This window comes from Acinetobacter sp. Res13-Abat-PEC15-P4-01 (genome assembly GCF_015676285.1).
GTDB classification, from domain to species: domain Bacteria; phylum Pseudomonadota; class Gammaproteobacteria; order Pseudomonadales; family Moraxellaceae; genus Acinetobacter; species Acinetobacter nematophilus.
This window is the reverse complement of the sequence record NZ_JADAIN010000020.1, coordinates 238,862-265,086: the sequence shown is the minus strand read 5'-3', so window position 1 is coordinate 265,086 and position 26,225 is coordinate 238,862. Positions and strand designations below refer to the sequence as shown.

Annotated in this window: 19 protein-coding genes; 11 read left to right on the top strand and 8 right to left on the bottom strand. The window is 39.5% G+C overall.

Going from position 1 to position 26,225, the window contains the following annotated elements; translation table 11 throughout:
* The first annotated feature begins 5 nt into the window (after nucleotides 1–5).
* From IMO47_RS08240 to IMO47_RS08220, 5 genes are all read left to right on the top strand, one after another.
* Nucleotides 6–1,004, top strand: a complete 999-nt coding sequence (locus tag IMO47_RS08240; RefSeq protein WP_196075463.1) for a proline racemase family protein — start codon at nucleotides 6–8, stop codon at nucleotides 1,002–1,004.
* A 360-nt stretch (nucleotides 1,005–1,364) separates the two neighbouring features.
* Nucleotides 1,365–4,019: a DNA mismatch repair protein MutS gene (gene mutS, locus IMO47_RS08235; protein ID WP_196075464.1), complete on the top strand. Its 2,655-nt coding sequence runs from the start codon at nucleotides 1,365–1,367 to the stop codon at nucleotides 4,017–4,019.
* 135 nt (nucleotides 4,020–4,154) lie between these two features.
* Nucleotides 4,155–4,697, top strand: a complete 543-nt coding sequence (locus IMO47_RS08230; RefSeq protein ID WP_196075474.1) for a GNAT family N-acetyltransferase — start codon at nucleotides 4,155–4,157, stop codon at nucleotides 4,695–4,697.
* 336 nt (nucleotides 4,698–5,033) lie between these two features.
* A complete protein-coding gene (gene fdxA, locus IMO47_RS08225) occupies nucleotides 5,034–5,357 on the top strand; it encodes a ferredoxin FdxA (protein WP_120384435.1) in 324 nt (107 codons plus the stop codon).
* A gap of 139 nt (nucleotides 5,358–5,496) precedes the next feature.
* Nucleotides 5,497–6,216 carry a D-Ala-D-Ala carboxypeptidase family metallohydrolase gene (locus IMO47_RS08220; RefSeq protein ID WP_196075465.1) on the top strand — a complete coding sequence of 240 codons (720 nt, stop codon included), beginning with the start codon at nucleotides 5,497–5,499 and terminating at the stop codon, nucleotides 6,214–6,216.
* A gap of 208 nt (nucleotides 6,217–6,424) precedes the next feature.
* On the opposite strand, the gene IMO47_RS08215 is transcribed toward IMO47_RS08220, so the two are convergent.
* Nucleotides 6,425–7,957, bottom strand: coding sequence for an aspartate aminotransferase family protein (locus IMO47_RS08215; protein ID WP_196075466.1), 1,533 nt, complete (start codon nucleotides 7,955–7,957; stop codon nucleotides 6,425–6,427).
* Nucleotides 7,958–7,960: 3 nt separating this feature from the next.
* Nucleotides 7,961–9,334 (bottom strand): diaminobutyrate--2-oxoglutarate transaminase, encoded by a 1,374-nt coding sequence (locus IMO47_RS08210; RefSeq protein WP_196075467.1) that lies wholly within the window; start codon nucleotides 9,332–9,334, stop codon nucleotides 7,961–7,963.
* Nucleotides 9,335–9,836: 502 nt separating this feature from the next.
* Here IMO47_RS08210 and IMO47_RS08205 point away from each other — a divergent pair.
* The 3 genes from IMO47_RS08205 (at nucleotide 9,837) to IMO47_RS08195 (ending at nucleotide 13,857) form a co-directional block, all read left to right on the top strand.
* Nucleotides 9,837–10,541 carry an SIMPL domain-containing protein gene (locus IMO47_RS08205; RefSeq protein ID WP_196075468.1) on the top strand — a complete coding sequence of 235 codons (705 nt, stop codon included), beginning with the start codon at nucleotides 9,837–9,839 and terminating at the stop codon, nucleotides 10,539–10,541.
* A 200-nt stretch (nucleotides 10,542–10,741) separates the two neighbouring features.
* Complete coding sequence (locus IMO47_RS08200; protein ID WP_196075469.1) at nucleotides 10,742–12,946, top strand: TonB-dependent siderophore receptor; 2,205 nt, start codon at nucleotides 10,742–10,744, stop codon at nucleotides 12,944–12,946.
* A gap of 143 nt (nucleotides 12,947–13,089) precedes the next feature.
* Nucleotides 13,090–13,857 carry a TSUP family transporter gene (locus tag IMO47_RS08195; RefSeq protein ID WP_196075475.1) on the top strand — a complete coding sequence of 256 codons (768 nt, stop codon included), beginning with the start codon at nucleotides 13,090–13,092 and terminating at the stop codon, nucleotides 13,855–13,857.
* Between the two features lie 444 nt (nucleotides 13,858–14,301).
* Here the strand turns inward: IMO47_RS08195 and IMO47_RS08190 are convergent, their stop codons facing one another.
* The 3 genes from IMO47_RS08190 to IMO47_RS08180 all read right to left on the bottom strand — a co-directional run bounded on the left by IMO47_RS08190 (nucleotide 14,302) and on the right by IMO47_RS08180 (nucleotide 17,218).
* Nucleotides 14,302–14,937: an SMI1/KNR4 family protein gene (locus tag IMO47_RS08190; RefSeq protein ID WP_196075470.1), complete on the bottom strand. Its 636-nt coding sequence runs from the start codon at nucleotides 14,935–14,937 to the stop codon at nucleotides 14,302–14,304.
* Nucleotides 14,938–15,043: 106 nt separating this feature from the next.
* On the bottom strand, nucleotides 15,044–16,138 hold the full coding sequence (locus tag IMO47_RS08185) for an acyl-CoA desaturase (protein ID WP_196075471.1): 1,095 nt from the start codon (nucleotides 16,136–16,138) through the stop codon (nucleotides 15,044–15,046).
* Nucleotides 16,139–16,150: 12 nt separating this feature from the next.
* Nucleotides 16,151–17,218 (bottom strand): ferredoxin reductase, encoded by a 1,068-nt coding sequence (locus IMO47_RS08180; protein WP_196075472.1) that lies wholly within the window; start codon nucleotides 17,216–17,218, stop codon nucleotides 16,151–16,153.
* Between the two features lie 153 nt (nucleotides 17,219–17,371).
* Here IMO47_RS08180 and fabR point away from each other — a divergent pair, with 153 nt between their 5' ends.
* The 3 genes from fabR to IMO47_RS08165 all read left to right on the top strand — a co-directional run bounded on the left by fabR (nucleotide 17,372) and on the right by IMO47_RS08165 (nucleotide 20,213).
* Nucleotides 17,372–18,067 (top strand): HTH-type transcriptional repressor FabR, encoded by a 696-nt coding sequence (fabR, locus tag IMO47_RS08175; protein ID WP_196075197.1) that lies wholly within the window; start codon nucleotides 17,372–17,374, stop codon nucleotides 18,065–18,067.
* Nucleotides 18,068–18,107: 40 nt separating this feature from the next.
* Entirely contained in the window at nucleotides 18,108–18,935 is an 828-nt protein-coding gene (gene dapB, locus IMO47_RS08170) for a 4-hydroxy-tetrahydrodipicolinate reductase (RefSeq protein WP_227552188.1), read from the top strand.
* A gap of 261 nt (nucleotides 18,936–19,196) precedes the next feature.
* A complete protein-coding gene (locus tag IMO47_RS08165; protein ID WP_196075198.1) occupies nucleotides 19,197–20,213 on the top strand; it encodes an AI-2E family transporter in 1,017 nt (338 codons plus the stop codon).
* 90 nt (nucleotides 20,214–20,303) lie between these two features.
* Here the strand turns inward: IMO47_RS08165 and IMO47_RS08160 are convergent, their stop codons facing one another.
* The 3 genes from IMO47_RS08160 to IMO47_RS08150 all read right to left on the bottom strand — a co-directional run bounded on the left by IMO47_RS08160 (nucleotide 20,304) and on the right by IMO47_RS08150 (nucleotide 26,003).
* A complete protein-coding gene (locus IMO47_RS08160; protein WP_196075199.1) occupies nucleotides 20,304–22,001 on the bottom strand; it encodes an AMP-binding protein in 1,698 nt (565 codons plus the stop codon).
* 380 nt (nucleotides 22,002–22,381) lie between these two features.
* Entirely contained in the window at nucleotides 22,382–25,219 is a 2,838-nt protein-coding gene (rapA, locus tag IMO47_RS08155; RefSeq protein WP_196075200.1) for an RNA polymerase-associated protein RapA, read from the bottom strand.
* 139 nt (nucleotides 25,220–25,358) lie between these two features.
* Nucleotides 25,359–26,003, bottom strand: coding sequence for an RluA family pseudouridine synthase (locus IMO47_RS08150; RefSeq protein ID WP_196075201.1), 645 nt, complete (start codon nucleotides 26,001–26,003; stop codon nucleotides 25,359–25,361).
* Nucleotides 26,004–26,225 lie beyond the last annotated feature (222 nt).

Sequence of the window (26,225 nt, the reverse complement as noted above, 5' to 3'; positions counted from 1 at the left end):
AAGTAATGGAAAATTATCCAAACATTGACGTTGTTGACATGCATACAGGTGGTGAGCCTCTTCGTATTATTACAAAGGGCTACCCAGCGATTGAAGGTAATACGATTCTAAAAAAAAGAAGATTCGTTATCCAACATCTTGATCACTTAAGAAAGTTTTTAATGTTTGAACCACGCGGCCATAAAGAAATGTATGGAGCCCTTTTGGTTGAACCTAGTTTGCCAAATGCCGATTTAGCCGTTCTTTTCATGCATAACGAAGGCTATAGCACTATGTGCGGTCATGCTGTCATTGCTTTAGGACGCTTTGCAATTGATGAAGGAATTGTTGAACGCCAATTCCCTAAAACAACTGTGAATATTGAATGTCCTTGTGGTTTAGTACAAGTCGAAATTGATCCAACTACATATGAAACTTCTTTTATCAGTGTTCCAGCATTTGCCTTATTACTTGATCAAGAAATTAATTTAGACAACGGACAAAAAATTAAAGTTGATGTCAGTTATGGTGGTGCTTTTTACGCTCTCGTAGAAGACCATGTGTTGGGTCTTAATATTGAGAAAGATAGTGTTGAAAAACTGACGCATGCAGCTGACGCCGTTACCCAAAAAGCAAAAGCGCAGCTTAAATTGACTCACCCTGATAGCGATGACTTAGCGTTCTTATATGGAACGATTATTACAGATAGCAATCTACCTTTGAAGAAACCATCAAAAAATATATGTATTTTTGCGGATGCTCAAGTTGATCGTAGTCCAACTGGATCTGGCGTTACCGCCCGTATGGCTCAAGCCTACTCAAGAGGTATTTATCAGATCGGTGAACAAGCAAACTTTAAAAGTATTGTAAATTCAGAATTTAGAGCAGAAGTACATTCTACTGCTGATTTTGAAGACCTAAATGCAGTTCAAGTCAAAGTTTTTGGTAAAGGTTTTTATACTGGTCGCTCGAGTTTTATTTATGACGAAGGTGATGAATTAGGCAAAGGCTTCTTATGTAGATAAATGCAATTTCAAAGATTTAAATTTTCTACTAAATGAGCTACTTAGTTTTCTATAAGTAGCTCTTTGTTCATTTTATCAATCGCTCGACCAGATAGCGTCATCTTTCTTTTTGCTGTTTATTCCTCCATTCAGCGCAGAATTGTTTTTTATTAATTCGCGTCAATTTGCTAAGATGGCTCTTATGAGAAATTGAGCTAATCATCTCCCCTTTGTTGATTTAATTTTAACAATCCCGAGTAACCTTCAAGGTATACTTCCTTTTTTGATTAGTTCAGACCACTCAGAAAAATTGGATTTGGTTAGACGGCCAGGCTACTTTTAGATTGATTTTTTTTGCTTAAATTCAGGGATTTCACATACATGAATAATACAGAAATAACGGCTGACTTATCTTCTCACACCCCTATGATGCAGCAATATTTAAAAGTAAAAATGCAGCATCCGCATTCACTCATGTTCTATCGCATGGGCGACTTTTACGAACTTTTCTTTGATGATGCAAAAAAAGCAGCCAAACTACTTGGAATTACGCTCACGCACCGTGGAAAAGCCAATGGTGAACCTATTCCAATGGCAGGTGTACCTTATCATGCTGCTGAAGGCTACTTGGCCCGTTTAGTCAAAAAAGGCGAAGCTGTGGTGATCTGTGAGCAGATTGGTGAAGTCACAGGAAAAGGACCTGTTGAACGTGGTGTCGTCAGAATCATTACCCCAGGCACACTCACTGACGATGCCTTATTGACCGCGACACAGTCATCCAATCTTGTTGCCTTATGCTTTCAGCAAAATCAGATCGGTATAGCCCTGCTTGACCTAAGTGCAGGTATTTTTAAAGTTCAGCAGCAAGATTTTAAATCTGAAAATCTTGCGATTGAACTGGCACGATTGATGCCAAGTGAAATTCTAGTCGATGAAGACATTGTCGATCCCAATATTATTGAGCAAATAAAAAAACAAATTGAGTGTCCTATCACCAAACGCCCTAATGTTGATTTCAATTTAAATAATGCACAAAAAACCTTGTGTGATCAGTTTGCTGTTTCTACACTTTCTGGCTTTGGGATTGATCATTTACCCCTGGCTAAAGCCGCAGCTGCTGCCTTACTTCATTATGCGAAAGAAACTCAAAAAACGGCTTTGCCGCATATTCGTTCAATTAAATTAGAACAAAGTTCAGATTTTATTGCACTGGATCCTGTCACTCGGCGCAATTTAGAAATTATTGATCCTCTGTTTGAACATGGAACATCCTTATTTGGTCTGATCAATGATTGCCAAACTGCCATGGGAGGTCGTCTGCTTGCACGTACCTTGATGCAACCTATACGTGACACGCAAATATTAGATGAACGACTTGATGCAACAGATACATTGCTCAAAGGTTACCATGAAGCCCCCGTACGTTTAGTGCTCAAAGAAATTGGAGATATTGAACGTGTGTTAAGTCGGGTCGCGCTGGGGAGTGCACGCCCGCGTGATTTGGTACAACTACGTCAGGCATGCGCACAAATCCCCTTTTTAAGACATGCCCTGCAGCCTATTCTCAATACCCAACAATCTAAATTAATTGGGCAATTGAATGAAGAATTGGGCGATTTTAATGGATTGCACCAGCGTTTGATGTCTGCCATCGTTGAACATCCACCTGTTTTTTTGCGCGACGGTAATGTCATTGCCGAAGGCTTCGATACTGAATTAGACGAACTTCGTAAAATCCGTGATCATGCTGGACAATTTCTGATTGATCTGGAAATCAAGGAACGTGAATCAACAGGAATTAACACCTTAAAAATTGGTTATAACCGTGTAAGTGGTTATTACATTGAACTAACACGTGCTCAGGCAGAGCAGGCACCTGAACATTATATTCGTCGTCAGACATTAAAAAATGCTGAACGCTACATTACGCCAGAGTTAAAGTCTTTTGAAGATAAAGTACTTTCCAGTGAATCTCGTGCATTGGCTAGGGAAAAGTTGCTTTTTGAAATGTTGCTAGATGAGTTAAGAGCGGATATTGCCAATTTGCAGATGATGAGTGCCTCCATTGCACATATTGATCTATTGGCGAACTTTGCACATCAAGCGCGTTTAAACAACTGGAATCGACCTGAATATAGCCCAGAAATCGGCATTAAAATTACCGCTGGTCGTCATCCTGTGGTTGAATCCCTGAGTAAAGCACCATTTACGCCAAACGATACCCATCTTGATTTCAATCATCGCATGGCAATCATTACAGGTCCAAATATGGGCGGGAAATCGACTTTCATGCGTCAAACTGCTCTGATCAGTTTACTCGCCTACTGTGGCAGTTTCGTTCCTGCCAAAGCCGCAAAACTTGGTCCCATAGATCGTATCTTTACTCGTATTGGTTCTGCCGATGATTTATCTACCGGTAAATCAACCTTCATGGTGGAAATGACTGAAACCTCACAAATTTTACATCATGCCACCAATCAGTCTTTGGTGCTGATGGATGAGGTTGGTCGAGGGACAAGTACCTATGACGGTTTGTCGCTGGCTTGGGCATGTGTGCTCGACTTAACCAAACGCATCAAATGCTTATGCCTTTTTGCAACCCACTATTTTGAATTAACTGAATTATCAAAAGAAGTCGCAATTGATAATTATCATGTCACGGCAAAAGAGTTAAATGGTAATTTGATTTTATTGCATAAGGTACAACAAGGCCCTGCCAGTCAAAGCCATGGCTTACAAGTCGCAAAACTTGCAGGTATTCCTGCTGGAGTAATCAAAGAAGCTCAAAAACGCTTAAAAATTTTAGAAAAGCAACAACAGCAACAATTGCAATCCGTCGTACAAAATGACTTATTTGCAGACTTAAACAGTATTGAAACTGTAGAGACGGAACAAATCATCGAAATTGAGAAAGTCATTGAAATCATCAAGCCCTCTCCTGTGCTTGATACTTTGGCAAATATCGACCTTGATGATCTAACCCCTCGTCAAGCCCTTGAGCAATTGTATGCACTTAAAGCAGCTTTGAAGTCATAAGCCAATATTTCAGAACCTGCTTGTTATTTAAGCGGGTTCTAGAAAAGCATATTGCAAACAAAGTGAAAATCTGAATACTACAACACACAATTTTAATATATCAAAACTAGTTGAAACAAATTCGAGGATTGTAAAATCAAGATTTCCTTTAGACCATTACAACACACTGAGATTGATTTGATTTGGCAACAGATTGATCGAAAAGAATTAATCACATCCATGTATCAACAACAGGGGCAACAGTTGCAGCACGTTGACTGCTTTTATGATGTTCAAACTTGGGATCAGCATCACCTTGAAAATGATCCGCCCTTGATTAAACACCTTTGCCAACAAGGTGCCATTTGCATTGGTGGCTTTAATCCCTCAAGTCAACTTATCGCAGTTCAGGTCGTATCGAATCAAAGAATTACTGATTATCCACAGGCGAAGCTACTGCAATATTTTTATGTCGATGCCGATCATCAAGGGCACGGCATTGGCAGCCAGTTGATGCAAACAGCCGCCACTTCAGCAAAACAATTAGGTGCCAAACAACTCTATATTTCGGCAACTCCCACACAACGCACAGTTGATTTTTATCTCAAACAAGGTGCAAAGCTTTTAGAAAACCCAGATCAACAGCTCTGGGCTTTAGAGCCTGAGGATATTCATTTAATTTATGATCTCAGTGAATAGCCATGAAATCCTGTCAGTCCCCTTCAAGCACTGACAGGATCTATATAATCGGTTTATTATTCAAGCAATAAAACATTTTTTGTGATTTATTCAATATTACAGTTATACCTTTTTTTTAATATTCTTAGCATTTTTTCAACTATAGATTTCTTAGAATCATTACCTATATTTATAAAATTGCAAAATTCATCACAAAATATATCTTTTTCCTATAAAAAAAATTGATTCAGCAGGTTCATCTATATTAAATATCAATAAAAGCAATTGTTACTTTGTCGCGTTTTCCCTAAAATACAGCATTATTAATTAGAACCATATTTTTAGGTAGCTGACGCCATGACCTTTGTTGTCACTGAAAATTGTATTAAGTGTAAATATCAAGACTGCGTAGAAGTATGTCCAGTAGACTGTTTTTATGAAGGTCCGAATTTCCTTGTCATTAGCCCAGACGAGTGTATTGACTGTGCATTATGTGAACCTGAGTGCCCTGCAAATGCAATTTTCTCAGAAGACGAATTACCTGAAGGTCAAGAAGTCTTTATTGAATTAAATGCTGAGCTTGCACAAAAATGGCCTAATATCACTCAAATTGGCGATCAACCAGCAGATCGTGAAGAATGGAATGGTAAGCCAGATAAATTACAGTACTTAGAAAAATAAGTATTGTCCTAAAAGATCAGCTTAGGCTGATCTTTTTGCATTTAAATATGCAATTTATACATTTATTTGCAATTTATTCATAATACCCAATCTAAACTAGACTAGAATACTCCGTTACTTTCTTTAGCTAATATTGAGAATGAAATTTATTTTGAAAGGTCTACTTGCTGTCGGTGTTACTACAATGATTCTGGCTGGATGTACATCTTCCCCTCAAAAGAATCCAACAATTAGCACACCGCATGGTCAACGTATTTATATCCCTGAAGAAAAAATTACGATTGAACGGCCAATCCCACAAAAGACCATGCCTGCCTCTTATCGCCAATGGTTAATGTATGGTGACAATCAGTCTCGTGCGCGTGGCTATGAACGTTTTCTTGAACAAAACAATGCAGGGAACATTATTCCAAGTTTTGAACTATTTAAAACTGCACGTGATTGGGAAAAATGTGGTAAATCAGAATACATGATCCCAAGCCGTGAATTATGGAATAATCAATTGCCAACATTGAAAGTGTTTAAGTATCTGGTTGCATCCAAAGTATTGACTGATTTTACCGTCACTTCGGTCTATCGTGACTTACCATTAAATCAATGCGCTGGGGGTGCTGGCTCTTCACGGCATTTATTTAATTCAGCCATTGATTTTCGTATTGGTCCTGAAAATCCTCAACCTGAAGATTATGCTTATATTGAACACACCAAGTTCAAACTTTGCCAATTCTGGGCGCAGTACGGTCAAAGTTTAAACATGGGCTTAGGATTATATGCTTCAGGACAAATCCATATTGACACACAAGGCTATCGTACCTGGGGACCCGACTTGACCCGCAATAGTTCAATGTGTAATTTTTAATCCTCCTTTTGAATTAAAAGAGATCGATATGATCTCTTTTTTTATTCCTCAGCTTTTCTTGAGAAAGATGACGCTCAAGCCTGAAATGGCTTTATTCTTCATTGAATTGATGCGCTTAAACAAAGCAAATAAAAAAATGCCCAATGAAGTTCATTGGGCATTTTAAAATAAACAAAATCTATTTCAGATCAATCAATACGGTTTACACCTAGTCAATTGCAGGTGTATATGTGCCATCTGCGATTGCAGCTTTAATACGATCTGCTTCTTCCAACACCAAAGCAAGAAGATTTTTCACGTTGTCTAAAGTTGCAACTGGACTTAAAGTGGTCATTTTCAAAGATTGAACCTGCCCCACCTTGGTTACACCAATATTGGCCTCACCACGTGCAAATAATTCATCTGCAACGTTTTGATTCAATGTATCCAGCAACTCCACAGGATAATCCTCTGGAACGACACGGAACAACACCGATGCAAATTGTGGCTCAACCAAAAGCTCTAGGCCCTGGGTAGCTTTGATATAGTCAGCAACTTCACGCGTCAGCTTAACACCGTGATCAATCATCGAACCATATAGCTCTTCACCCAAGTTTTCAATTGTCATCCACAATTTCAATGCATCGAAACGACGTGTTGTTTGCAATGACTTCGAAACAAGGTTCGGCACCCCATGCTCTTCATCATAAGCCGAGTTTAAATACTCAGCTTCATAATGCATGAAACGATAATTCGCTTCATCTTTAAGCAAGAATGCACCACATGAAATGCTTTGAAAATAATGCTTGTGGAAATCCAATGTAATTGAATCAGACAATTCAATTCCATCCAGCATTGAACGGTAGTCATTTGAAAGAATCAGCGCACCGCCCCATGCCGCATCGATATGCATCCACGCGCCATATTTGTTGGTAATTTCACGGATTTTTTTCAATGGATCAATCGCACCCGCATCTGTCGTCCCTGCTGTCGCAACAACACACGCTACGATTTTGCCTTCAGCCTGTAAATGCGCCATGGTTTTTTCAAGCGCATCGACATCCATCTGGGCATTTTCATTGACAGGTACAGTGACCACAGACTGAAAGCCCATGCCCATCATTGCCATATTTTTTTGTACAGAGAAATGTGCATTTTCAGAGCAAATCACTTTGACATTACGCATCGCTTCGTTTGGAACGCCGTCACGTTGAACAGACCAAGGACGACCGTCCTCATCTTTCCAATTCTTGGCAATACACCAGTCACGTGCCAACAGTACACCCATCAAGTTTGACTGTGTACCACCAGAAGTGAATACGCCTGCTTGACCTGCACCATAGCCCACTTTTTGGCGCAACCAGTCAATCAATTGAACTTCCATCAATGAACCTGCTGGGCTTTGATCCCAAGAGTCCATTGATTGGTTTGTGGCATTAATCAACACTTCGGCAATTTGACTGGTCACCATCGTTGGGCAGTGCAAATGTGCTAAAGAATGAGGATGATGTACTTTTAAACTCTTGTTGAGGAAAAGTTCAACCATTCGCTCAAGCGATTGATGAAGCCCTAAACCTTGTTTAGACGGCGTAAAAGAAATTGCTTCACGCAATTCTTTAATGCTTCCGCCGGTATACATTTTATCGTTTTGCAACCATGCCGCGACTGCTTTAGTCGCCTCAGCCATTGCTGACTCATAGTCAGCAATGGATTGAGCATCATTGCAGAGTAACGCTTTACGATGTTCTGCAAAATCTACCATAAATCAAGCGCCTCGAACTGCAACAAGCGCTTCAGCAACAGCTTTCTTAAAGCGTGCAATCGCGTCTTCGCATTCTTCTTGAGTAATGATCAACGGACAAAGTAGACGGATCACCGTACCACTGCGACCCCCTTTTTCCAACAATAATTTATTGTTAAAACATGCAGTTTGAATGGCAGCCGCCAACTGCGAATCTGCAGGAAGTGAACCCATATGATCCGCTGGCTTACGTTCATCTACAATTTCAATGCCGATCATTAAACCGCGACCACGAACATTACCAATACATGGGTATTCCTGTGCTAATTTTTTCAATTCTGCTTGTAGGAAATCACCACGTTCTTGCGCATTTTTCGAAAGATTTTGCTCTTTGATGGTTTTGATCGTTGCAAGACCAGTACCCATAGCCAATTGGTTGCCACGGAAAGTTCCCGTATGCCCCGCAGGCTGCCAAGCATCAAACTTGCGTTTAATCCCCAATACAGCCAATGGAAGACTACCACCCACAGCTTTCGACATCACCACCACATCAGGTTCAATACCTGCGTGTTCAAAGGCGAACATTTTACCTGAACGTGCGAAGCCCGCTTGAACTTCATCTAAAATCAATACGATGTTATGGCGCTCAGTCACTTCACGGATTTTCTGCAACCATTTTGCAGGCGCAGATACAACACCGCCTTCACCTTGAATCGCTTCAAGGATTACAGCAGCAGGTTTGGTCACACCACTTTCGACATCTTCGATGAAGTTTTCGAAATAATATGTAAGGGCATCTACACCTGCTTCACCGCCAATTCCCAATGGGCAACGGTATTCATGCGGGTATGGCATAAATTGTACGCCTGGCATTAGACCATTTACCGCATTTTTAGCAGACAAGTTACCTGTCATCGCAAGTGCACCATGTGTCATACCATGGTAACCACCAGAGAAGCTGATCACCGTACTACGACCAGTATATGTTTTTGCCAATTTAATTGCTGCTTCTGTCCCATCTGCACCAGATGGACCGCAGAACTGCAAACAATACTCTTCTTTTCCACCAGGAAGTTGTTCAAGTAGTGCTTCAGTAAAAGCATCTTTTAAAGGCGTTGTTAAATCTAAAGTATGTAAAGGTAAACCACTTGCTAAAGTGTCTTGAATACTTTTAATCACCGCAGGATGGTTATGGCCCAAAGCCAATGTTCCTGCCCCAGCTAAACAATCGAGGTACTTTGTACCTTCAACATCGGTAACCCAACAACCATGTGCTTCCGCTATCGCTAACGGTAATTTACGTGGATAACTACGAACATTCGATTCCATCTGACTTTGGCGAGTCAAGTAGTATTCGTTTGTGGAAGTGGCAGCAGGATTTACAGAAGTAACGCTCATATCGAATTACCATCTCTGATATGGGTTGAAAGAAATAAGTCGGGTGACTTGTGGTCCTTTGACTCGGTGCTTTATAGAAATCTAGTTAGAGAGCTTTTAATATTCATAACTAGGAGCGCGATAATACAGTTTTTTACAAGAAAATAAATAACTTTTATGTACTTATCTACTCTCCATTTATCGAAAAAAACATTTAGCTCAATCCAGTTCAAGTATTATTATCATACTATGTGACAAAGCAAAGAAAAGTAGACAATTAAAATCACGTTCCCCATAAGACATGATCCTATACAAATCCACTCCCCCATAAAGGCATAAGCAGTTAATTTTTAAAATATTTTAAAAAAGAGATTATTGCAATTTTTATGTAAATTATTACAAATGCACCACAAAATCCGCCATAGTTTTTCCACAAACTACCATTATCATCAAAACAGATTCAATTTATACAATATATTTTTTGGTCATAAAATTTAATCAAACGATTTTTTAAGGATGACTTATGCGTTACTTAGCCTTAACCACTTTACTCTTGGGAACAACACTGAGCACAATCACAATGGCAGCTGATAATGATCCGCTAAACTACAATATTGTAAATGTCCAAGCAGATGCTACACGTCAAGTATCGAATGATGAAATGCATGCTGTACTGTTCATCGAAAAAACCAACAAACAACCTGCTGAGCTTTCTGCACAGATTACTCAGTTAATGAATCAAGCCATCGCGATCTCTAAAAAATATCCGCAAGTTAAAGTGGAAACAGGTTCACAAACCACATATCCTGTATATGACAATGACAATCAAAAATTAAAAGATTGGCGCGGCCGTGCTGAAATCCAAATCGAAAGCAAGGACTTTAAAGCGGCAAGTCAATTAATCAATGAATTGCAAAACAGCTTCCAAACCCAGTCAATTAATTTCACAGTGTCTGACGAACAACGTAAAAAAGTTGAAAATGAATTAATGGTGGAAGCTTCGAAAAACTTCCAACAGCGCGCGCAAATTTTAACCCACGCATGGAATAAATCGTCTTATAACTTGGTAAATATCAATATCAACACCAGCAACTCTTACCCTCAACCGATGTATGCGGCACGAGCGTCGATGGCTAAGTTTGAGGCTGCTGATGCTGGTGGACAGAACATGGCTGCTGGAGAATCAAAAATCACAGTGAATGCCAATGGTTCTATTCAATTTAAATAATCTCTTTTATATAATCCTAAATGAGACTCACAGAAACCGTGCTAAAGCACGGTTTTTGAATATTTATGCTTAACAGTTTGATTGTTTATTAAAAATTCCACTTGATCCCATCAAACCATAGTTTTAAATGATAATCATCATGATTTAAAAACTACATTGAACAGATTAAGATACGCATAATTCCAAATTGTTAAGTCCTTATGAATATATCCGTTCACAACACAAACAGTTATACCGTATTCAAACCCAGCCCACTGAGTTTGGCGATTGCCGTTTCATTCACTTTTATATCCATGTCATCCTCTGCTGAGGATGCCCAAGCAGGTACGCCTCAAGCACTTAAAACAATCACAGTTCGAGCCGAAGGAAACTGGCTTGAAGAAGCCAATGCTGAAAAAATTCACCAACATGCCGGGGCACGGACTATTGTTGATCGCAAAAAAATGGATGAATCTGCAGTAACCTCCATTCGTGATGCATTAAAACAGGTTCCTGGTGTTCAAGTTCAAGAGAGCAATGGTACTGGTGGCAGTGATGTTTCACTAAATTTAGGCGTTCGTGGTCTCACTTCTCGTCTCTCACCACGCTCTACAGTTTTGATGGATGGTGTCCCACTATCTTTTGCGCCTTATGGGCAACCACAATTATCTATGGCACCTGTGTCAATGGGTAATATTGAATCTATTGATGTAGTTCGTGGTGCAGGTTCTGTACGTTTTGGACCGCAAAATGTCGGCGGCATCATCAACTTCAATACCCGTTCAATCCCTGAAAAATTATCAGGTTCCGTTGGTTTAACGACTGAGTTTGCTACTGGAACAGATCAACTGAAGTACAGCCCGAATCTATTTGTTGGCGGGACCATGGAAAATGGTTTAGGGATTGCTTTACTCTATTCTGGAACCAAAGGGAATGGCTATCGTGAAGCAAATAATGACATAGATATCGATGACGTGATGTTGAAATCTTCATATCAGTTTACTGATCAAGATGCTTTAGCTGTCAATCTGCATCATTATGAAGGTCGTGGTGAAATGCCTGAAGGATTAACCACAGCCGACTATGCAAAAAATCCTTACCAGTCCAATCAATATCGAAATTATTTTGCAGGGCGCCGTTCCGATGTTTCGGTCAAATATAGCCACAAAGACGAACGGAATAATTTTGAAATCTTAGGTTACTATGTCGATTCTTTCCGTACCAGTGATCTGGAATCGGCTATAGAAGGTACTGCAAATAGTCGAATCAGCAACTCTCCACGTGATTATAAGTACTTTGGAATTGAACCGCGTTATTCGTACGCCTATACCTTAGGCAATATGAATAATGAAGTAACTGTTGGCTACCGTTATTTAAAAGAAGACAGTTCTGAGTTCTCAGGTCGTACTGCGCCATATAATACTGCAACGGGAATACCGGGCGAGCGTCTGGCCAATACGATCAGTGAAGGTGGAACCAAGGCCCATGCGGTGTATATTGACAATCGTTTTGGTCTGGGTGCATTGACCATTACACCTGGTGTACGTTTTGAATCAATTCAGACGCAAAATGATTACAGCGCTTATCAAAATGGTAAATTCATCAACACCGTGCATCCAAAAATCAAATCTGATGAGTTTTTGCCAAGCTTGGCAGTGCAGTATAACTTCACTGATCAATGGAACATTTTTGCCAATGCGGCTGTTTCATTTGGTCCTCAGCAATATAATCAATTAGCCAAGGTTGATGCTGGACAAGCCGTTACGACTTTAGATGGATTGCATCCTGAAAAGTCCAATAACTATGAGATTGGTACCAAATATCTGGGCAATGGCTTAAATGCCGAAATGACCGTGTTTTATCTGGACTTTGATAAAGAGTTGATATTAGAGCGACCTGATAATATTGGTACAGGGATCTGGACCAATCTAGGTGCAACCAGTCATAAAGGTGTAGAGCTGGGCTTAAATTACGATTTTGGGCATCTTAATGAGATGCTTCAAGGTCTGAAAATCTATAGTAATTACACATTTACCAAAGCACTATCAAAGGCTGGAAAGTTTGAGGGTAAAGATCTCCCTTATTATTCACGCCACGTAGGGAATTTAGGTCTGGGCTATGCGTTTGAAAAATGGTCTGTCAATCTAGATATGTTTGCCCAATCCAAACAACATGCTCCAGGTTCAGGCAATATCTATCAAACTATAGAAAGCGCGGATGGCCGTATTGGAGATATTCCAGGTTATTCGACTTTTGCTGTACGCACAGGCTATGATTTTGGCCAAGATTTCTATGGTTTGAAAGTTGCAGGTGGAATCAAAAACCTATTTGATCAAGAATATTTTACCCGTTCATCTGATTCAACAGGTGGAAAATATGTGGGGCAACCACGTACCTTCTATTTACAAACATCTGTTGATTTTTAATCTGATTCACAAACCTGTATAGATTTTCAAATCACTTCAACTTAAGCGTAAATCTCATCTATTGAGATTTACGCTTTTTTAATTACTTTTAATAGATTATCTTCTATGATTGTTTTCTTAAAATGAAAGTTAGAACTTCTGTAATGGAATATGAAACAATACTGCTCAGTTTGGGGTTCTTTGCATTTTGCGCTGGCTTAATTGATGCTGCTGTGGGGGGCGGTGGATTAATGCTACTCCCTGCCCTAATGCATGCTTTTCCAACCCGAAGTCTAGCCACAGTTTTTGGAACCAATAAAATTATTGCTATGGCAGGTACCGTTTCATCTGCTTTTGCTTACTTTAAGAAAGTAACAATCAACTGGAAACTCATCCTGCCAACCATGTTGGCAGCGTTCATATTTTCTTTCTTTGGTGCCATGTCTGTTTCGTTGATTCCTAAGGAGTTGATGCGCTATATCATATTCTTTTTGCTGATCTTGATTGCGATCTATACTTTTGCCAAAAAAGATTTAGGCAAAATACATACGGTTTTACAGACAGGAAAAAAAGAGATCGCGCTCGGTCTATTTTTTGGCGCATTGATTGGCTTCTATGATGGTATTTTTGGACCGGGTACAGGCAGCTTCTTGCTCTTTCTGTTTGTGAAAGTGTTTGCTTTTGATTTTCTCAATGCATCTGCTTCTGCCAAGTTGGTCAATGTTGCCACCAATATTTCTGCCATGTTCTTCTTTATCCCCTCAGGGCATATTTTATGGATGGCAGGCATTATTTTAGCAATATGTAATGTACTCGGCTCTCTCGCAGGAACTGCATTGGCGTTTAAATATGGAAGTGGTTTTATTCGTATTTTCTTTCTGATACTACTGATTTTTCTGATTGGGCGGATGGGATATGATCTATTCTTTTAATTCAAACCTATCTATTGATCTTTAAACTTGGATCGGTTCCCGATGCAGAATAATCACACTATTCTCCTCATATGAATCAGTAAAACCCTCACATCAAGCCATCCTCCTTGTGGGGGGTCGCTCAAAACCGACACTTCATAGATAGTTCAGATCTTGTTCAGCGCTATCACAGTGTTCGATACAAGCAATAGGATTGAATTGATGGTAACGGATTTAGTTCAGCTCTCCCTGCCTCAAATCTAAAGTGCAAAAATTTTGAATATAGTGTTGTCCAAATTGCACCCACTCCGTCATTAAAATTTCAGAAACTCAATTGCCGTTCAGACAGGATCTGAGCGTATTCATTTTCAATACGTGCAAACCTACGTTTAAATTCAAATAAATATGAAGTTTAGGAAATATTGTCCTTCACCTCTCACAGCACCCTCAAAAAATAATGAACACTTACTCAAAATCAGGACGAGCCCACCGTTCACTCATATGCCAATTGACTAAATCAATAGACGGATCACTTTCTAAAAACTCATTTTCGTCTTCCAAAGCATCTTCGTTGAGTTGATACAAATCATTTTGTAGATCATTACAAAATTGTTCAAGTAAATCACTGAGCGAGTTGGCGACTAAAATTCCCACGTTATACTCATGATCGATAAAGATGATCTGACCACTTCTACCTGTACCTGTTGGTGCCAAATCCATATACAAACCTGTTCTCCCGCCATCATGTGCAAACTGAATCCAATCTCGATGATAGGCATTGCTCGAATTGATTTGAGGGTCAGCATATTCCAGTATAAACAATTCAGTGACAATATCTGAAAGTTGCATACGTCTATTTTCAATATTGGCAAGTGATAGAAATTCCATACCGTAAAATAAACTACCCAAATTCTGCGCTTCATTCATCCCATCATGCCAACGATAAAGGGCTTTAAAATCTTCAGGTAATTGTTTAGAAATCTGAGCTTCAAAAGCTTCTAATTGAGTATTATTGGCTGCTGGATTCAATGACTGTGTTGCAATTCGTGGAGCGTGCTGTTCTAACCAGCGTTGTATATATTCTAATTGTTTTTGCATCATGTTCTTTTCATCATCGGAATAACAATTGAAAAACAGTGTACTCAAAAAAAACCATGGAGAGCAATAAAAAAGCCACGCTGAAGTGGCTTTAGCATTAAAACATTCATTACTTTTTAAATGGGAAAGCATATTTCACAATACGTCCAAGTACCTGACCATACTGTTTAAACAGACTTGCATTGTTGTAGTTCAGACCATATTTCTTACATACAGCTTCGACTTTAGGTGCCATTTTACGATAACGTCGTGCAGGTATTTCGGGAAATAAATGATGCTCAATTTGATGGCTCAAATGACCCGTTAAAATATGAAATGCTTCAGATCCGGTGAGATTTGAAGAACCACGAATTTGGCGCATATACCAGTGACCACGGCTTTCATCCTGTAACACAGTCTTAGGAAAGACCTCAACGTCTTTGGTAAAGTGACCACAGAAAATAATGCTAAATGTCCAAATATTACGGATACCATTCGCCACGAAGTTACCTGCAAAAACAGGTAAAGCAGCTGGTCCTGCAATCAATGGAAAGAACAAGTAGTCTTTAAAGAACTGTTTACCAATTTTTTTCTGTGTCGGTTTCCATTCTTCTTTAAACTGCGCCCAAGTTTTGCGCTTGTAGATCAATCTGCCGATTTCAAGATTTTGAATCGCTACGCCCCATTGAAACAATAAACAGAACGGAACGGCATATAAAGGTTGGAACAGAAAACCCGGTTTCCAGCGTTGCTCCGGAAATAAGCGCAACAAACCATAACCAATATCATCATCCATACCTTTAATATTGGTGTAGGTATGATGTTTATAATTATGTGTTTGACGCCAATTGTCAGAAGTCCCCACAATATCCCACTCGTAGGTAGTCCCTTTAAAACGTGGATCATTCATCCAGTCATATTGCCCATGCATGACGTTATGTCCCAGTTCCATATTTTCCATAATCTTTGCAAAACTGAGTAAACCTGTACCCAATAACCACGCAGGCGGGAACCAGCCAGCAAATAAACAAGCACGTCCTAAAATACTGCTGTAACGAATGGCGGCATACACCTTTTTGATGTATTTGGCATCTTGCTCGCCAATATCATCCAGGACTTCTTGTTTAATTGCATCCAACTCTCGCGCAAGTGCATCCAACTCAGTCTGACTCAGCTCACGATTTTTGGTATTTTTAAAATATTGAATTTTAACTGGCATATTCATGGTAAAACTCGCTTAAATATCAATTACTAAATCTGTCTGAGCTGTATTTACACAGATTCTCAGTAAATTATTTGGCTCTGCATTCTCTTGACCATTCACCAAATTCTGTGTCGCACCCTGTACTTTATTGCATGCACATTTGTTGCAGATCCCCATTCGACAGCCATGTTCTGGTTTGAGATTTTGCTGTTCTAGACCCACTAAAATAGCTTGACCTTTGGGGATGGCGATGACTTTATTGGATTTGGTTAAAGTGACATTTACAAAACCTGTATCATCTGATTTCACAGGACTCAAACTGAATGCTTCACTTTTAAGTTGTTGGGCAGTTTTAAACAACTGTTCTGCTGTTGCGACAAAACCTGATGGTCCACAGGCATACACTGTGCTGTGTTCTAAGTTTTTAATCAAATGAAGATATTCTGCATTCAAACGTTCATCTGCCGGTGTTTCCTGCGTATAAAACACCTCGAATTTGAATTGCGGAAACTGTTGAGACCATTGTTCGAACTGTTTTTTAAACGCGACATCGGCTTGTTTTTTTACCCAGTATAATAACTGTACTGGCTGCGGATTAAGTTGATGACTGTTCAACAAAGCCTGAACCAAACTGTACATGGGGGTAATGCCACTGCCCGCTGCCAATAAAATCAGTGGTTCATCCGTTTCTGGAAGCAACATATCACCGTAAGGCTGACCGAATTCAATAACATCACCGATTTGAATATGATCAGTCAGCCATTGACTTACCATTCCTTTTTCAACTTTTTTCACAGTAAGCAGGATATGTTGTTTATCCAGCTGTGTCAGACTATAAGTACGCTCATAACGTCGACCATTGACTTCAACCACGACTGGATGATGTTGCCCTGCCTGCCCCATTTTAAAGTGACGATTCGTTTTAATTTTAAGACTTACAGTATCTGCAGCTGATTGTTTCTTTTCAACAATTTTCCCTAATGCCTGTTGAACAGACCACAAGGGATTAATTTTTTGTAGCCAAAAGTTGGCAGTATCATTCCCCAATACCATATCAAATATAGACGTTACAGGAGATTTTTGCTTTTCAATAGCGTGCATGTTGAGCTCACCATCTGAGTGATTTTTAATTATTATACACATGTATATATATTTGTATATATATTTGTATATATAACCGTATTGTATCTGGACATTTCACTTATGTAATAGCAACAGCTATAATGAAAAAATATTTTAATGATTTGATAGTTTATGAATCCAACGTCAGCACTGCCTCAGAATGCCTCTTCTGTTCAAGATCAAATCCATGAGCTTGAAAAAGTTTCTGTACGTACCGTTGGACGCAAAGCAACCATTACCAAAGAAGAATTATTCCAAGCGGCATTAAATTTAATTGGCCCACAAAAAAGTATTTCTTCACTGAGCTTAAGAGAAGTTGCCCGTGAAGCGGGTATTGCACCAAATAGCTTTTATCGACACTTCAAAGATATTGATGAATTGGCAATTGAATTGATCGATCGCTCAGGTGTGGTATTGCGTCAAATTTTGCATGAAGCACGTATTAAAGCGGTCAGACAAAGCAGTATTATTCGTAGTTCTGTTGAAGTTTTTATTGAACAATTAGATGCAGATGAAGGTAATTTAAGCTTATTGCTGCGTGAAGGTTATACGGGATCAAAACAGTATAAACTGGCTGTTGAAAAACAGTTGAATTACTTTCAGCAAGAATTACAAGATGATTTAATTCGAATCGAGCGAATTAATCACAGTAAACTAACCCACCCGGATCTAGTCGCCAAAGCCATTACACAGCTGGTTTTTAATATGGGAGCAAACGTGATTGATTTGCCTGCCGCAGAGCGTAAAGAAGTTGCAGAGCAAACCATGATTATGATTCGGATGTTACTTGAAGGCTCTCGTCATCTCGATGAAGCACAAATAAAATAATCCTGTCACTGAAATGACCTCATCCAACCATAAGCATCCAATGATCAGCAAAAATCAACAGAATATTCGAGTAGGCATACTCGGGGTGACAGGCAGAATGGGACAAATGCTTGTACACGCCTCTATTCAGGCAGGACTAAACATTACTGTTGCAACAGGCAGATCTGGAACTCCATGCATTGGTCAGGAACTTGGAACATATCTGAATCAAGGCTGCTTAGATCTAATCATTTCTGAAGATTTATCAGAAGTCATTCAGAATTGCGATGTGGTCATTGATTTCACCACTGCGGAAGCTCTATCTCGCCATCTTGACATCTGTCAACAAGGAAAAAAACCGCTCATTATTGGTATTACAGGTCTATCCGAGTCATTGACCCAACGTATTAGGGTGGCAGCACAAACAATCACTATTGTGCATTCTGGTAATTATTCCATAGGTGTCAATTTATCAGTTGATTTAGTGCGGGTTGCAGCACAATTACTTAAACATGATTTCGAAGCTGAGATTATTGAAGCCCACCACCACCATAAAATAGATGCCCCCTCAGGGACAGCACTAATGTACGCTGATGCAATTGCCGAAGTAAGACAGAAATCACTCTCCGATTTAGCTGTTTATCAGCGATTGGGCAATCAAACAGAACCAGATCCTCAACGTATCGGATTACAGTCAATTCGCGGTGGAGACATTGTGGGTGAACACAGCACAATTTTTTTTGGTCATGGTGAGCAAGTTGAAATCAAGCATATTGCAACCAATCGCATGAATTTTGCTACCGGTGCTGTCCGTGCAGCAATCTGGAGCGTTACGCAAGCGCCTGGTTTATATGACATGAAAGATGTAATCAATTTTACTCCCCAGTAAAATTTCAATCTCAATCCGAATTTGATTTGCATCTAGAATTCCCAACCCAACCTCAAGCCATTTGAATCCATATGCTTGAATAACTTTAAGCACTTAAAGATGAATGAAAAATATATTTCCTTGAATATTGATGCAAAATATTTCACATAGAATTAAGATTCATATATAAAAATAGTTATTGTCGTCCAAGGCTAGAGCGGTTTAAATTTAGTTGCGGTTTTTATGACCCATACATCAATTGTATAATTGAGTCGAATTCACATGAAAATGTTAAATGATCGTCAAAGCATTATTGCAAGTTATTTGCTGATGCTGATCTTTTTGTCTTTACTCATTCCACTACATTTACTCGCATCTTTTTTTGCAGGATTTGTTGTTTTTGAAATCATTAACAGTCTAGGCACTGTTACTGAAAAATATATTGATGGTCAAAGAGCACGACTGACCATAAGTATTGTACTTGCGATCATTATTATTTCTCTAATCGTACTCAGTATTACGGGGCTCATCAGTTTTGTACAACATGATTTACAGGGCGCTGGAATTCATGCCATTAGCGATCAAGTAGATCAAACACTGCAAAAACTTCAACTTGAAGTTGCCCAATATTTCCCAAGTTTTATTCCTTATTCTTTAACTGAAGTAAAAGATCAAACCTTTGATTTGATCAAAGATAATTTATCAACGTTAAAAAATACCGGAACTGGTTTTTTACACAACTTAGCCACCATGTTGATCGGGATGATTGTAGGGATATTAGTGTCATTAAATCGCTTACACCCGCAACCAGATCAACCTGCATTTAAACGTGCCATGATTACTCGGATTGAGAATCTTTCCAGCTCCTTTAAGAATGTGGTTTTTGCTCAGTTTAAAATCTCATTGATTAATACGTTCTTATTTTTGCTGTTCTCCCACCTACTGCTCCCTGCTTTTGGTGTACAACTGCCTTTTGCCAATACTTTAGTCATTCTGACATTTATTTTTGGACTCATTCCGATAGTTGGGAATTTACTCTCCAACACGATCATTGTGATTGCAGGCTTGACGATTTCAGTATCCACAGCAGGTATTGCACTGCTCTATTTGATCTTTATTCATAAACTTGAATACTTTATCAATGCAAAAATTATAGGAACCAAAATCCACGCAGCATCGTGGGAAGTCCTATTGGCGATGCTGGTTTTTGAATCTCTTTTCGGACTTGCAGGCTTAATTATTGCTCCAGTTTTCTATGCTTATCTCAAACTTGAACTTAAACAAGCTGAAATGATTTAAACAGGCTGTATAGAAAAACCAAACCCAGCCTGTAAAGAAGACGCTTTAAAGCGTCTTTTTTACAGGCTTCACTATGTAATTTTCAAGCAATTATTCCCACACGATTTCTTGCTTTTTTTGCGCCCAACTGTCCAGAAATGGGGCATAACGGCTTTCGATCTTATTGCGTTTAATCTTCATTGTCGGTGTCAGTAAATCATTTTCCATTGTCCAGGGTTCCTTGACAATCACAAAAAAACTCAGCTTTTCATGTGGTTCAAGCCCTTCGTTGATGGTCGCTCTTAACGTTTTTAGCGTGTTTTCAACATCATTTTTTTGCTCATTTTGCTTCAAATGGAGCCGTATATCCTCTGCCAACATGATAAAAGCAACTGGTTGTGGTTGACTCGAGCCACCCACGCATACAGATTCGATTAAGGCATTGTTCCCCAGTTTCTGTTCAGTTGGAACCGGCATCACGTATTTCCCTTTAGACGTTTTAAAAATATCCTTAATACGCCCTGTAATTTTTAAACGCCCTTGTTGATCAATTTCACCCAAATCACCAGTCCGTAAAAAACCATCTACTGTCATATCTTCTGCTGTCTTTTCTGGATTTTTATAATACCCCAGCATGGTTCCAGGGCTTTTGACTAAAATTTCGCCATTTTCATCAATTTTACATTCTACTTTTGGCTGCACATGCCCAACATAACCCGCAGCAAACTGTCCTACTCGCGTGACATGCGAATAACCACAGTTTTCAGTCATTCCATATACTTCAAGCAGTTCCAAGCCCAAGTTCCTGTACCACAGTAAGATATCAATCGGTAGAGGTGCTGCAGCCGTAAAAGCATAGCGCACGTGATTTAATCCCAATTTAGTCAATAGTTTCTTTTTGAGTAAATTGCCTAAAATCGGAATTTTGAACAAAACTTTTTGTATATGTGGAGGAATTTTTTCATTAATTCCTAAATAAAATTTTGTCCAAAGTCGAGGAACTGAAAAGAATAAAGTCGGTTTAGCACGATTTAAATCTTCTATAAACGTTTCTAGCGAATTTGCAAAATAAACAGTGAATCCACACACCATCAGCGAGGTTTCTATAAAAATACGTTCCGCCACATGTGCTAGCGGTAAATAAGACAATACCCGGTCATTTTCATCAACCTGATAGATCGTTTTAAGTTCACGTGCACCTGCCAAAATTGTACCAAAGCTTTGCATGACTCCCTTGGGCGCACCTGTACTTCCCGAAGTATAAACGATGGTTGCCAATGTATTTTTATCTGGTAAAGCCGGATCTTGCAGCGGTTCAACCATCTGAACAATCTCATTCCATGTAGGCGCTGTATCATATTCTGGAGATAAATTTAAAGTAATACAGGGTAAATCTTTTGGAATGATATGTTTGACTTCATTCCAACTGTCTGCTTTGCCATCAAGCTTCCCGATAAACAGCAATTTTGCTTCGCTATGGTTGAGTACATAGGTCGCGCCGTCAGCATTCAATGTTGGATAAAGGGGGACAGAAACATAGCCAGCCATCCAAATCGCTAAATCTGCCATGATCCAATTTGCACTATTCTTTCCATAAATTGCAATCGCACTTTGTTGAGGTAGCCCTAAGGATTGCAAGTAGGCAGCCATTCGTCGAACCTGTGATGCGACTTCAGACCATGTATAAGACACCACCTCCCCATCGGAAAGAGGTTGAACGAATGCCTGTTTTTGAGGCAGATGTTTTTCCCAATGAAGTAAATAATGCACATGAGTGTCATGAAACTCAAAAAAATCCTTGTTTTCCATATCATTTCTTCCATTTATTGTAAATTTTTATCTCTGGTAGAGGCTTTCAGCTATAAATCCAATCAATGAATATGTGTAAAAATATTGGATGAAAAATAACAATGACAAACAAAATTCAATCCATATTCAATCCTTGAAACGGAAAGCACTTTATTTTAATAGCATAAAATTAGTCGAAATGTATATAGAAATTCATTTCGCACGATCCATTGTCTTTGCTTCAAAGGCGTACAGATCATTCAAAAATAAATGTCTACCGTGCTATACCAGATATGAGATTCTACAATCACCGTATCCCTCATTATGAACGCATTCAAATCTTAATTACGATTCAAAAAAGCCCCCGAAGGAGCTTTTTTTAAAAACAATCAGAAATTGAATTAAGGTTTAACCACAACCAATACTTGAATCGCCTCTGGTGTCACTGATAAACCATCCAGTAAGCCCAAGCCTTCTTGCTGGAATTTCTGTAAACGTTGAATTTCATCTGCACGGATACTTGGATTAAATTGTTTTAGATAGCTCAAACGGTCAATTTCATATTGCCATTTGCTGCCATAGATTTCTTTCGCCTGTTCTTTGAGTTGCGGTAATGCACCTTTTGCAATATCAAGTGCTTGAGCATAACGCGCTTCGATCACTTCACGACGCGCTTTGACCACTTGACGGCAACTGTTACTATCCAGGTGATGCAAATACGGCTTAATAATTTCTGGATCAAGTTTGGCAGTAATATCCTGACCGGTTTCAGTCAATAGAACACGAATCAACTGCGTTGGTAAACTTGATGGAAGATTTAACGCTTTTGGAGCAATCACATCCACCTTAAACCAAACTTCCAACAAAATCGTACCTTGTTTGAGCGCATTGGTTTTAAGAATCGCGACATTGGTACTCCCAAAAGATTGAGTTCGTATGATTTCCATCACACTTTCTGTAAAAGGATGCTCAAGTGTTAAATATTGTGCGTCTTCACGAATCTGTGCCTGATCACGATAGAAAGTTGCAGTCATACCCTCTTCATCAATCTCCAAACCTTGCACTTGCATTTGGTCTGTAGGCTTAATGATCACTGTACCGTTACTTTGCTCATCAAAATCAATATTGGTGGATGCCATAAAACGTTTCATGAACATCGGCAATAAAGTATTGTCATCATAATCTTCTAGAGCAGTGACAATTTCCTGCGCCACGATCGGACGACATGAATTGTACTCTAACAGACGGTCACGGCCATCCTGTAATTCTGCTTCAAGCGCCTGACGCTGCACATTGACCGCTTCAAGCAAGTCTTCAAAAACCTGCCCTTTATCTGCCAGTAAACACGCTTTTAAATCGACAATAAAGTTTTCTTGCAGTGTTTGCGCCGTAGGTGAAATATTACTGAAAATATTTAGTGCTTCATTATACCAACGGAACATACGCTCTTGCGCCGTGCCGACAAGATAAGGTACATGAATCTGAATACGGTTTTCTTGACCAATACGATCCAAACGACCGATACGTTGCTCTAACACATCAGGATTTGCAGGTAGGTCGAAAAGTACCAAATCAGAAGCAAACTGGAAGTTACGTCCTTCTGAACCAATCTCAGAACAGAGTAAAATCTGTGCACCATAAGAGTCCTCAGCAAAGTAAGCCGCGGCTTGGTCACGTTCCAATAAGCTCATGCCTTCATGGAACATTGCCGTACGAATACCGGCATGTATACGTAAAGCATTTTCAAGCGCCTCAACAACTGGACCACTACGTGCGATCAACAAAACTTTTTTATGTTTTAAATCAGAACGCAAACGTTCCATTAGCCATGTCACACGTGGATCTGTTTCCATCCAAGCGCCATCAAGCTGCCCTTCTTCCGGCCACATTTGCTCACGTAATTTACCATCTTTAGACCAGTTTTCTGGAGCAGGTAAAGCTGCAGGCTGGCAATCACGCCCAGGGAAACCTTGAATCGCTTCTCGTGTATTACGGAACAGGATACGACCTGTACCATGACGATCTAAAAGCTCATGAATCGCACGGAAACGGTGTTCTGGTTGATCTTCAATTGGATGACCCAACAGTTTTTCAACTGCTGCCAAATGTTCCGCTTCAAGTGGTAAATCCGACATCAATACTTCAGCGATTTTTGCAGTATGATGATATTGTTCTTCTTCATCCAAAAAGCGATCAAGTGAACTGAAACGTTGTGGATCGAGTAAGCGTAAACGCGCAAAATGGCTTTCTACACCCAACTGCTCAGGTGTTGCAGTCAGAAGCAGTACACCTTCTGTTTTTTCAGCAAGTTCTTCAACCAGATCGTAACGATCGTTGCCGCCCTCTTCTTCGCTCCACATCAAATGATGTGCTTCATCGACAACAAGCAAATCAAACCCAGCTTCAATTGCCTGTTCACGCAAGTCATCATGATCAATCATCAAATCCACAGAGGCAATAATACATTGTTCGGTCAGGAATGGATTCAGCTCTGGATCGTGTTCTTTGATCGAAGCTGTGCGGGTCAAATCAAACAATGAGAAATTTAAATTGAAACGGCGACGCATTTCAATCATCCACTGATATTGCAGTGAATCAGGTACCAGAATCAAAATACGTTCAGAACGACCCGTTTTAAGCTGCTGGTGGATGATCAAACCTGCTTCAATGGTTTTCCCCAGACCCACTTCATCAGCCAGTAACACTCGTGGTGCAAAACGTTTACCAACTTCATGCGCGATGTAAAGCTGGTGTGGAATCAATCCCACCCGTGCGCCAACCAAGCCACGTAGAGGTGAGGTTTGCATATTGGCTTGCATCTGCATTGCCTCAATACGCAAGTCATACCATTCCTTATAATCAATCTGGCTTGCCAGTAAACGTTCTAAAGGCTTTGAAAGCTGAATTTGCGCACCAATGCGCGTTTCATTCAATGCCTTTTTCTCTTGTTCACCATTGTCGAGGGTACGAATAACGTTATAACGGATCACACCATTGCGGTCATCAAAGGATTCGACAATCCATTTGATCCCCTCTTGATCCTGAACTTCATCATTGACATTGAAAACAATACGAGATAGAGGTGCATTATTACGTGCATAGACACGAGTTTCGTCACTTTTCGGGAAAAGAATACTGATTGAACGTTCATCGACATCAATCAAAACACCCAAACCTAACTCAGTTTCTGTGTCCGATAACCAACGTTGACCTATAGCAAATTGTTGCAATTTTTCCACCTTTATCTCATGTTAGGGCTGAAACATGGTTGCTCAAATCAGGAGAATATTTGAACAAAGTTTATACCCATTACGCAATACTTTTTGACATAAAGCTCATTAAATTTTGAGCGACTTAATTTCAACTTAAAAATTTTGACTAAAACGGAACTGGACAATCAAATTGTACAAGCTCCTCTGTTTTAGGATGATGAAAACTGAGTTGTTGTGCATGTAGACATAGTCTAGGCATAAGCTGCTGCTGTGCTACAGTTGCATATAAAGTATCACCAATAATGGGATGACCTAAATATTGCATATGTACACGTAACTGATGTGACCGTCCTGTAATCGGTGTCAATTCAACACGGGTTACAGCCTGTTCTTGAATATAAAAATGTTCGATTGCTTTCCAGTGTGTCAAAGCTGGCTTGTTATGTCCCGGATCTACAATATGTAACGGCGGATGTTCCAGATCATATACCACAGGTACATCAACTGTACCCTCACCTTTCAGGGTTCCAGCAACAACAGCTTGATAAATCTTAGCGGTCTGGCGCTCTTGAAACTGCCGTGAAATGGTTTTCTGTCCCCATTTACTTAACCCAAAAACCAGAATACCGGAAGTATCTCGATCTAAACGGTGAATGAGTAAAGTCTTCGCTTCGATTTTTAATAGTCTATTGATGACACAATCTTGTAAATCTGCTGTTTTCCCAGGAACAGTGAGTATGCCTGCTGGCTTATGAATCACCATAAAATCATCATCACGATGTATCAGGTGTTCGGTTAGAAAATTACTCAAAGTTCAGTTCCAATGATCACGCAAACAAGCAGGCAATTCTAAGAATCTTGGACTAAAAATACAATCAAAATTATCTGATTTATTCGATTATTCTAAAGAAAGAATAATAAATCGTACAATTATGCAAAAATCATCTGAAATTATTTCAAGTCATCCAATATCAAGATACTTTTTGCCAATCTCTTTGCCTCAAATATACTAAAATCATTCAAAAAATATTTT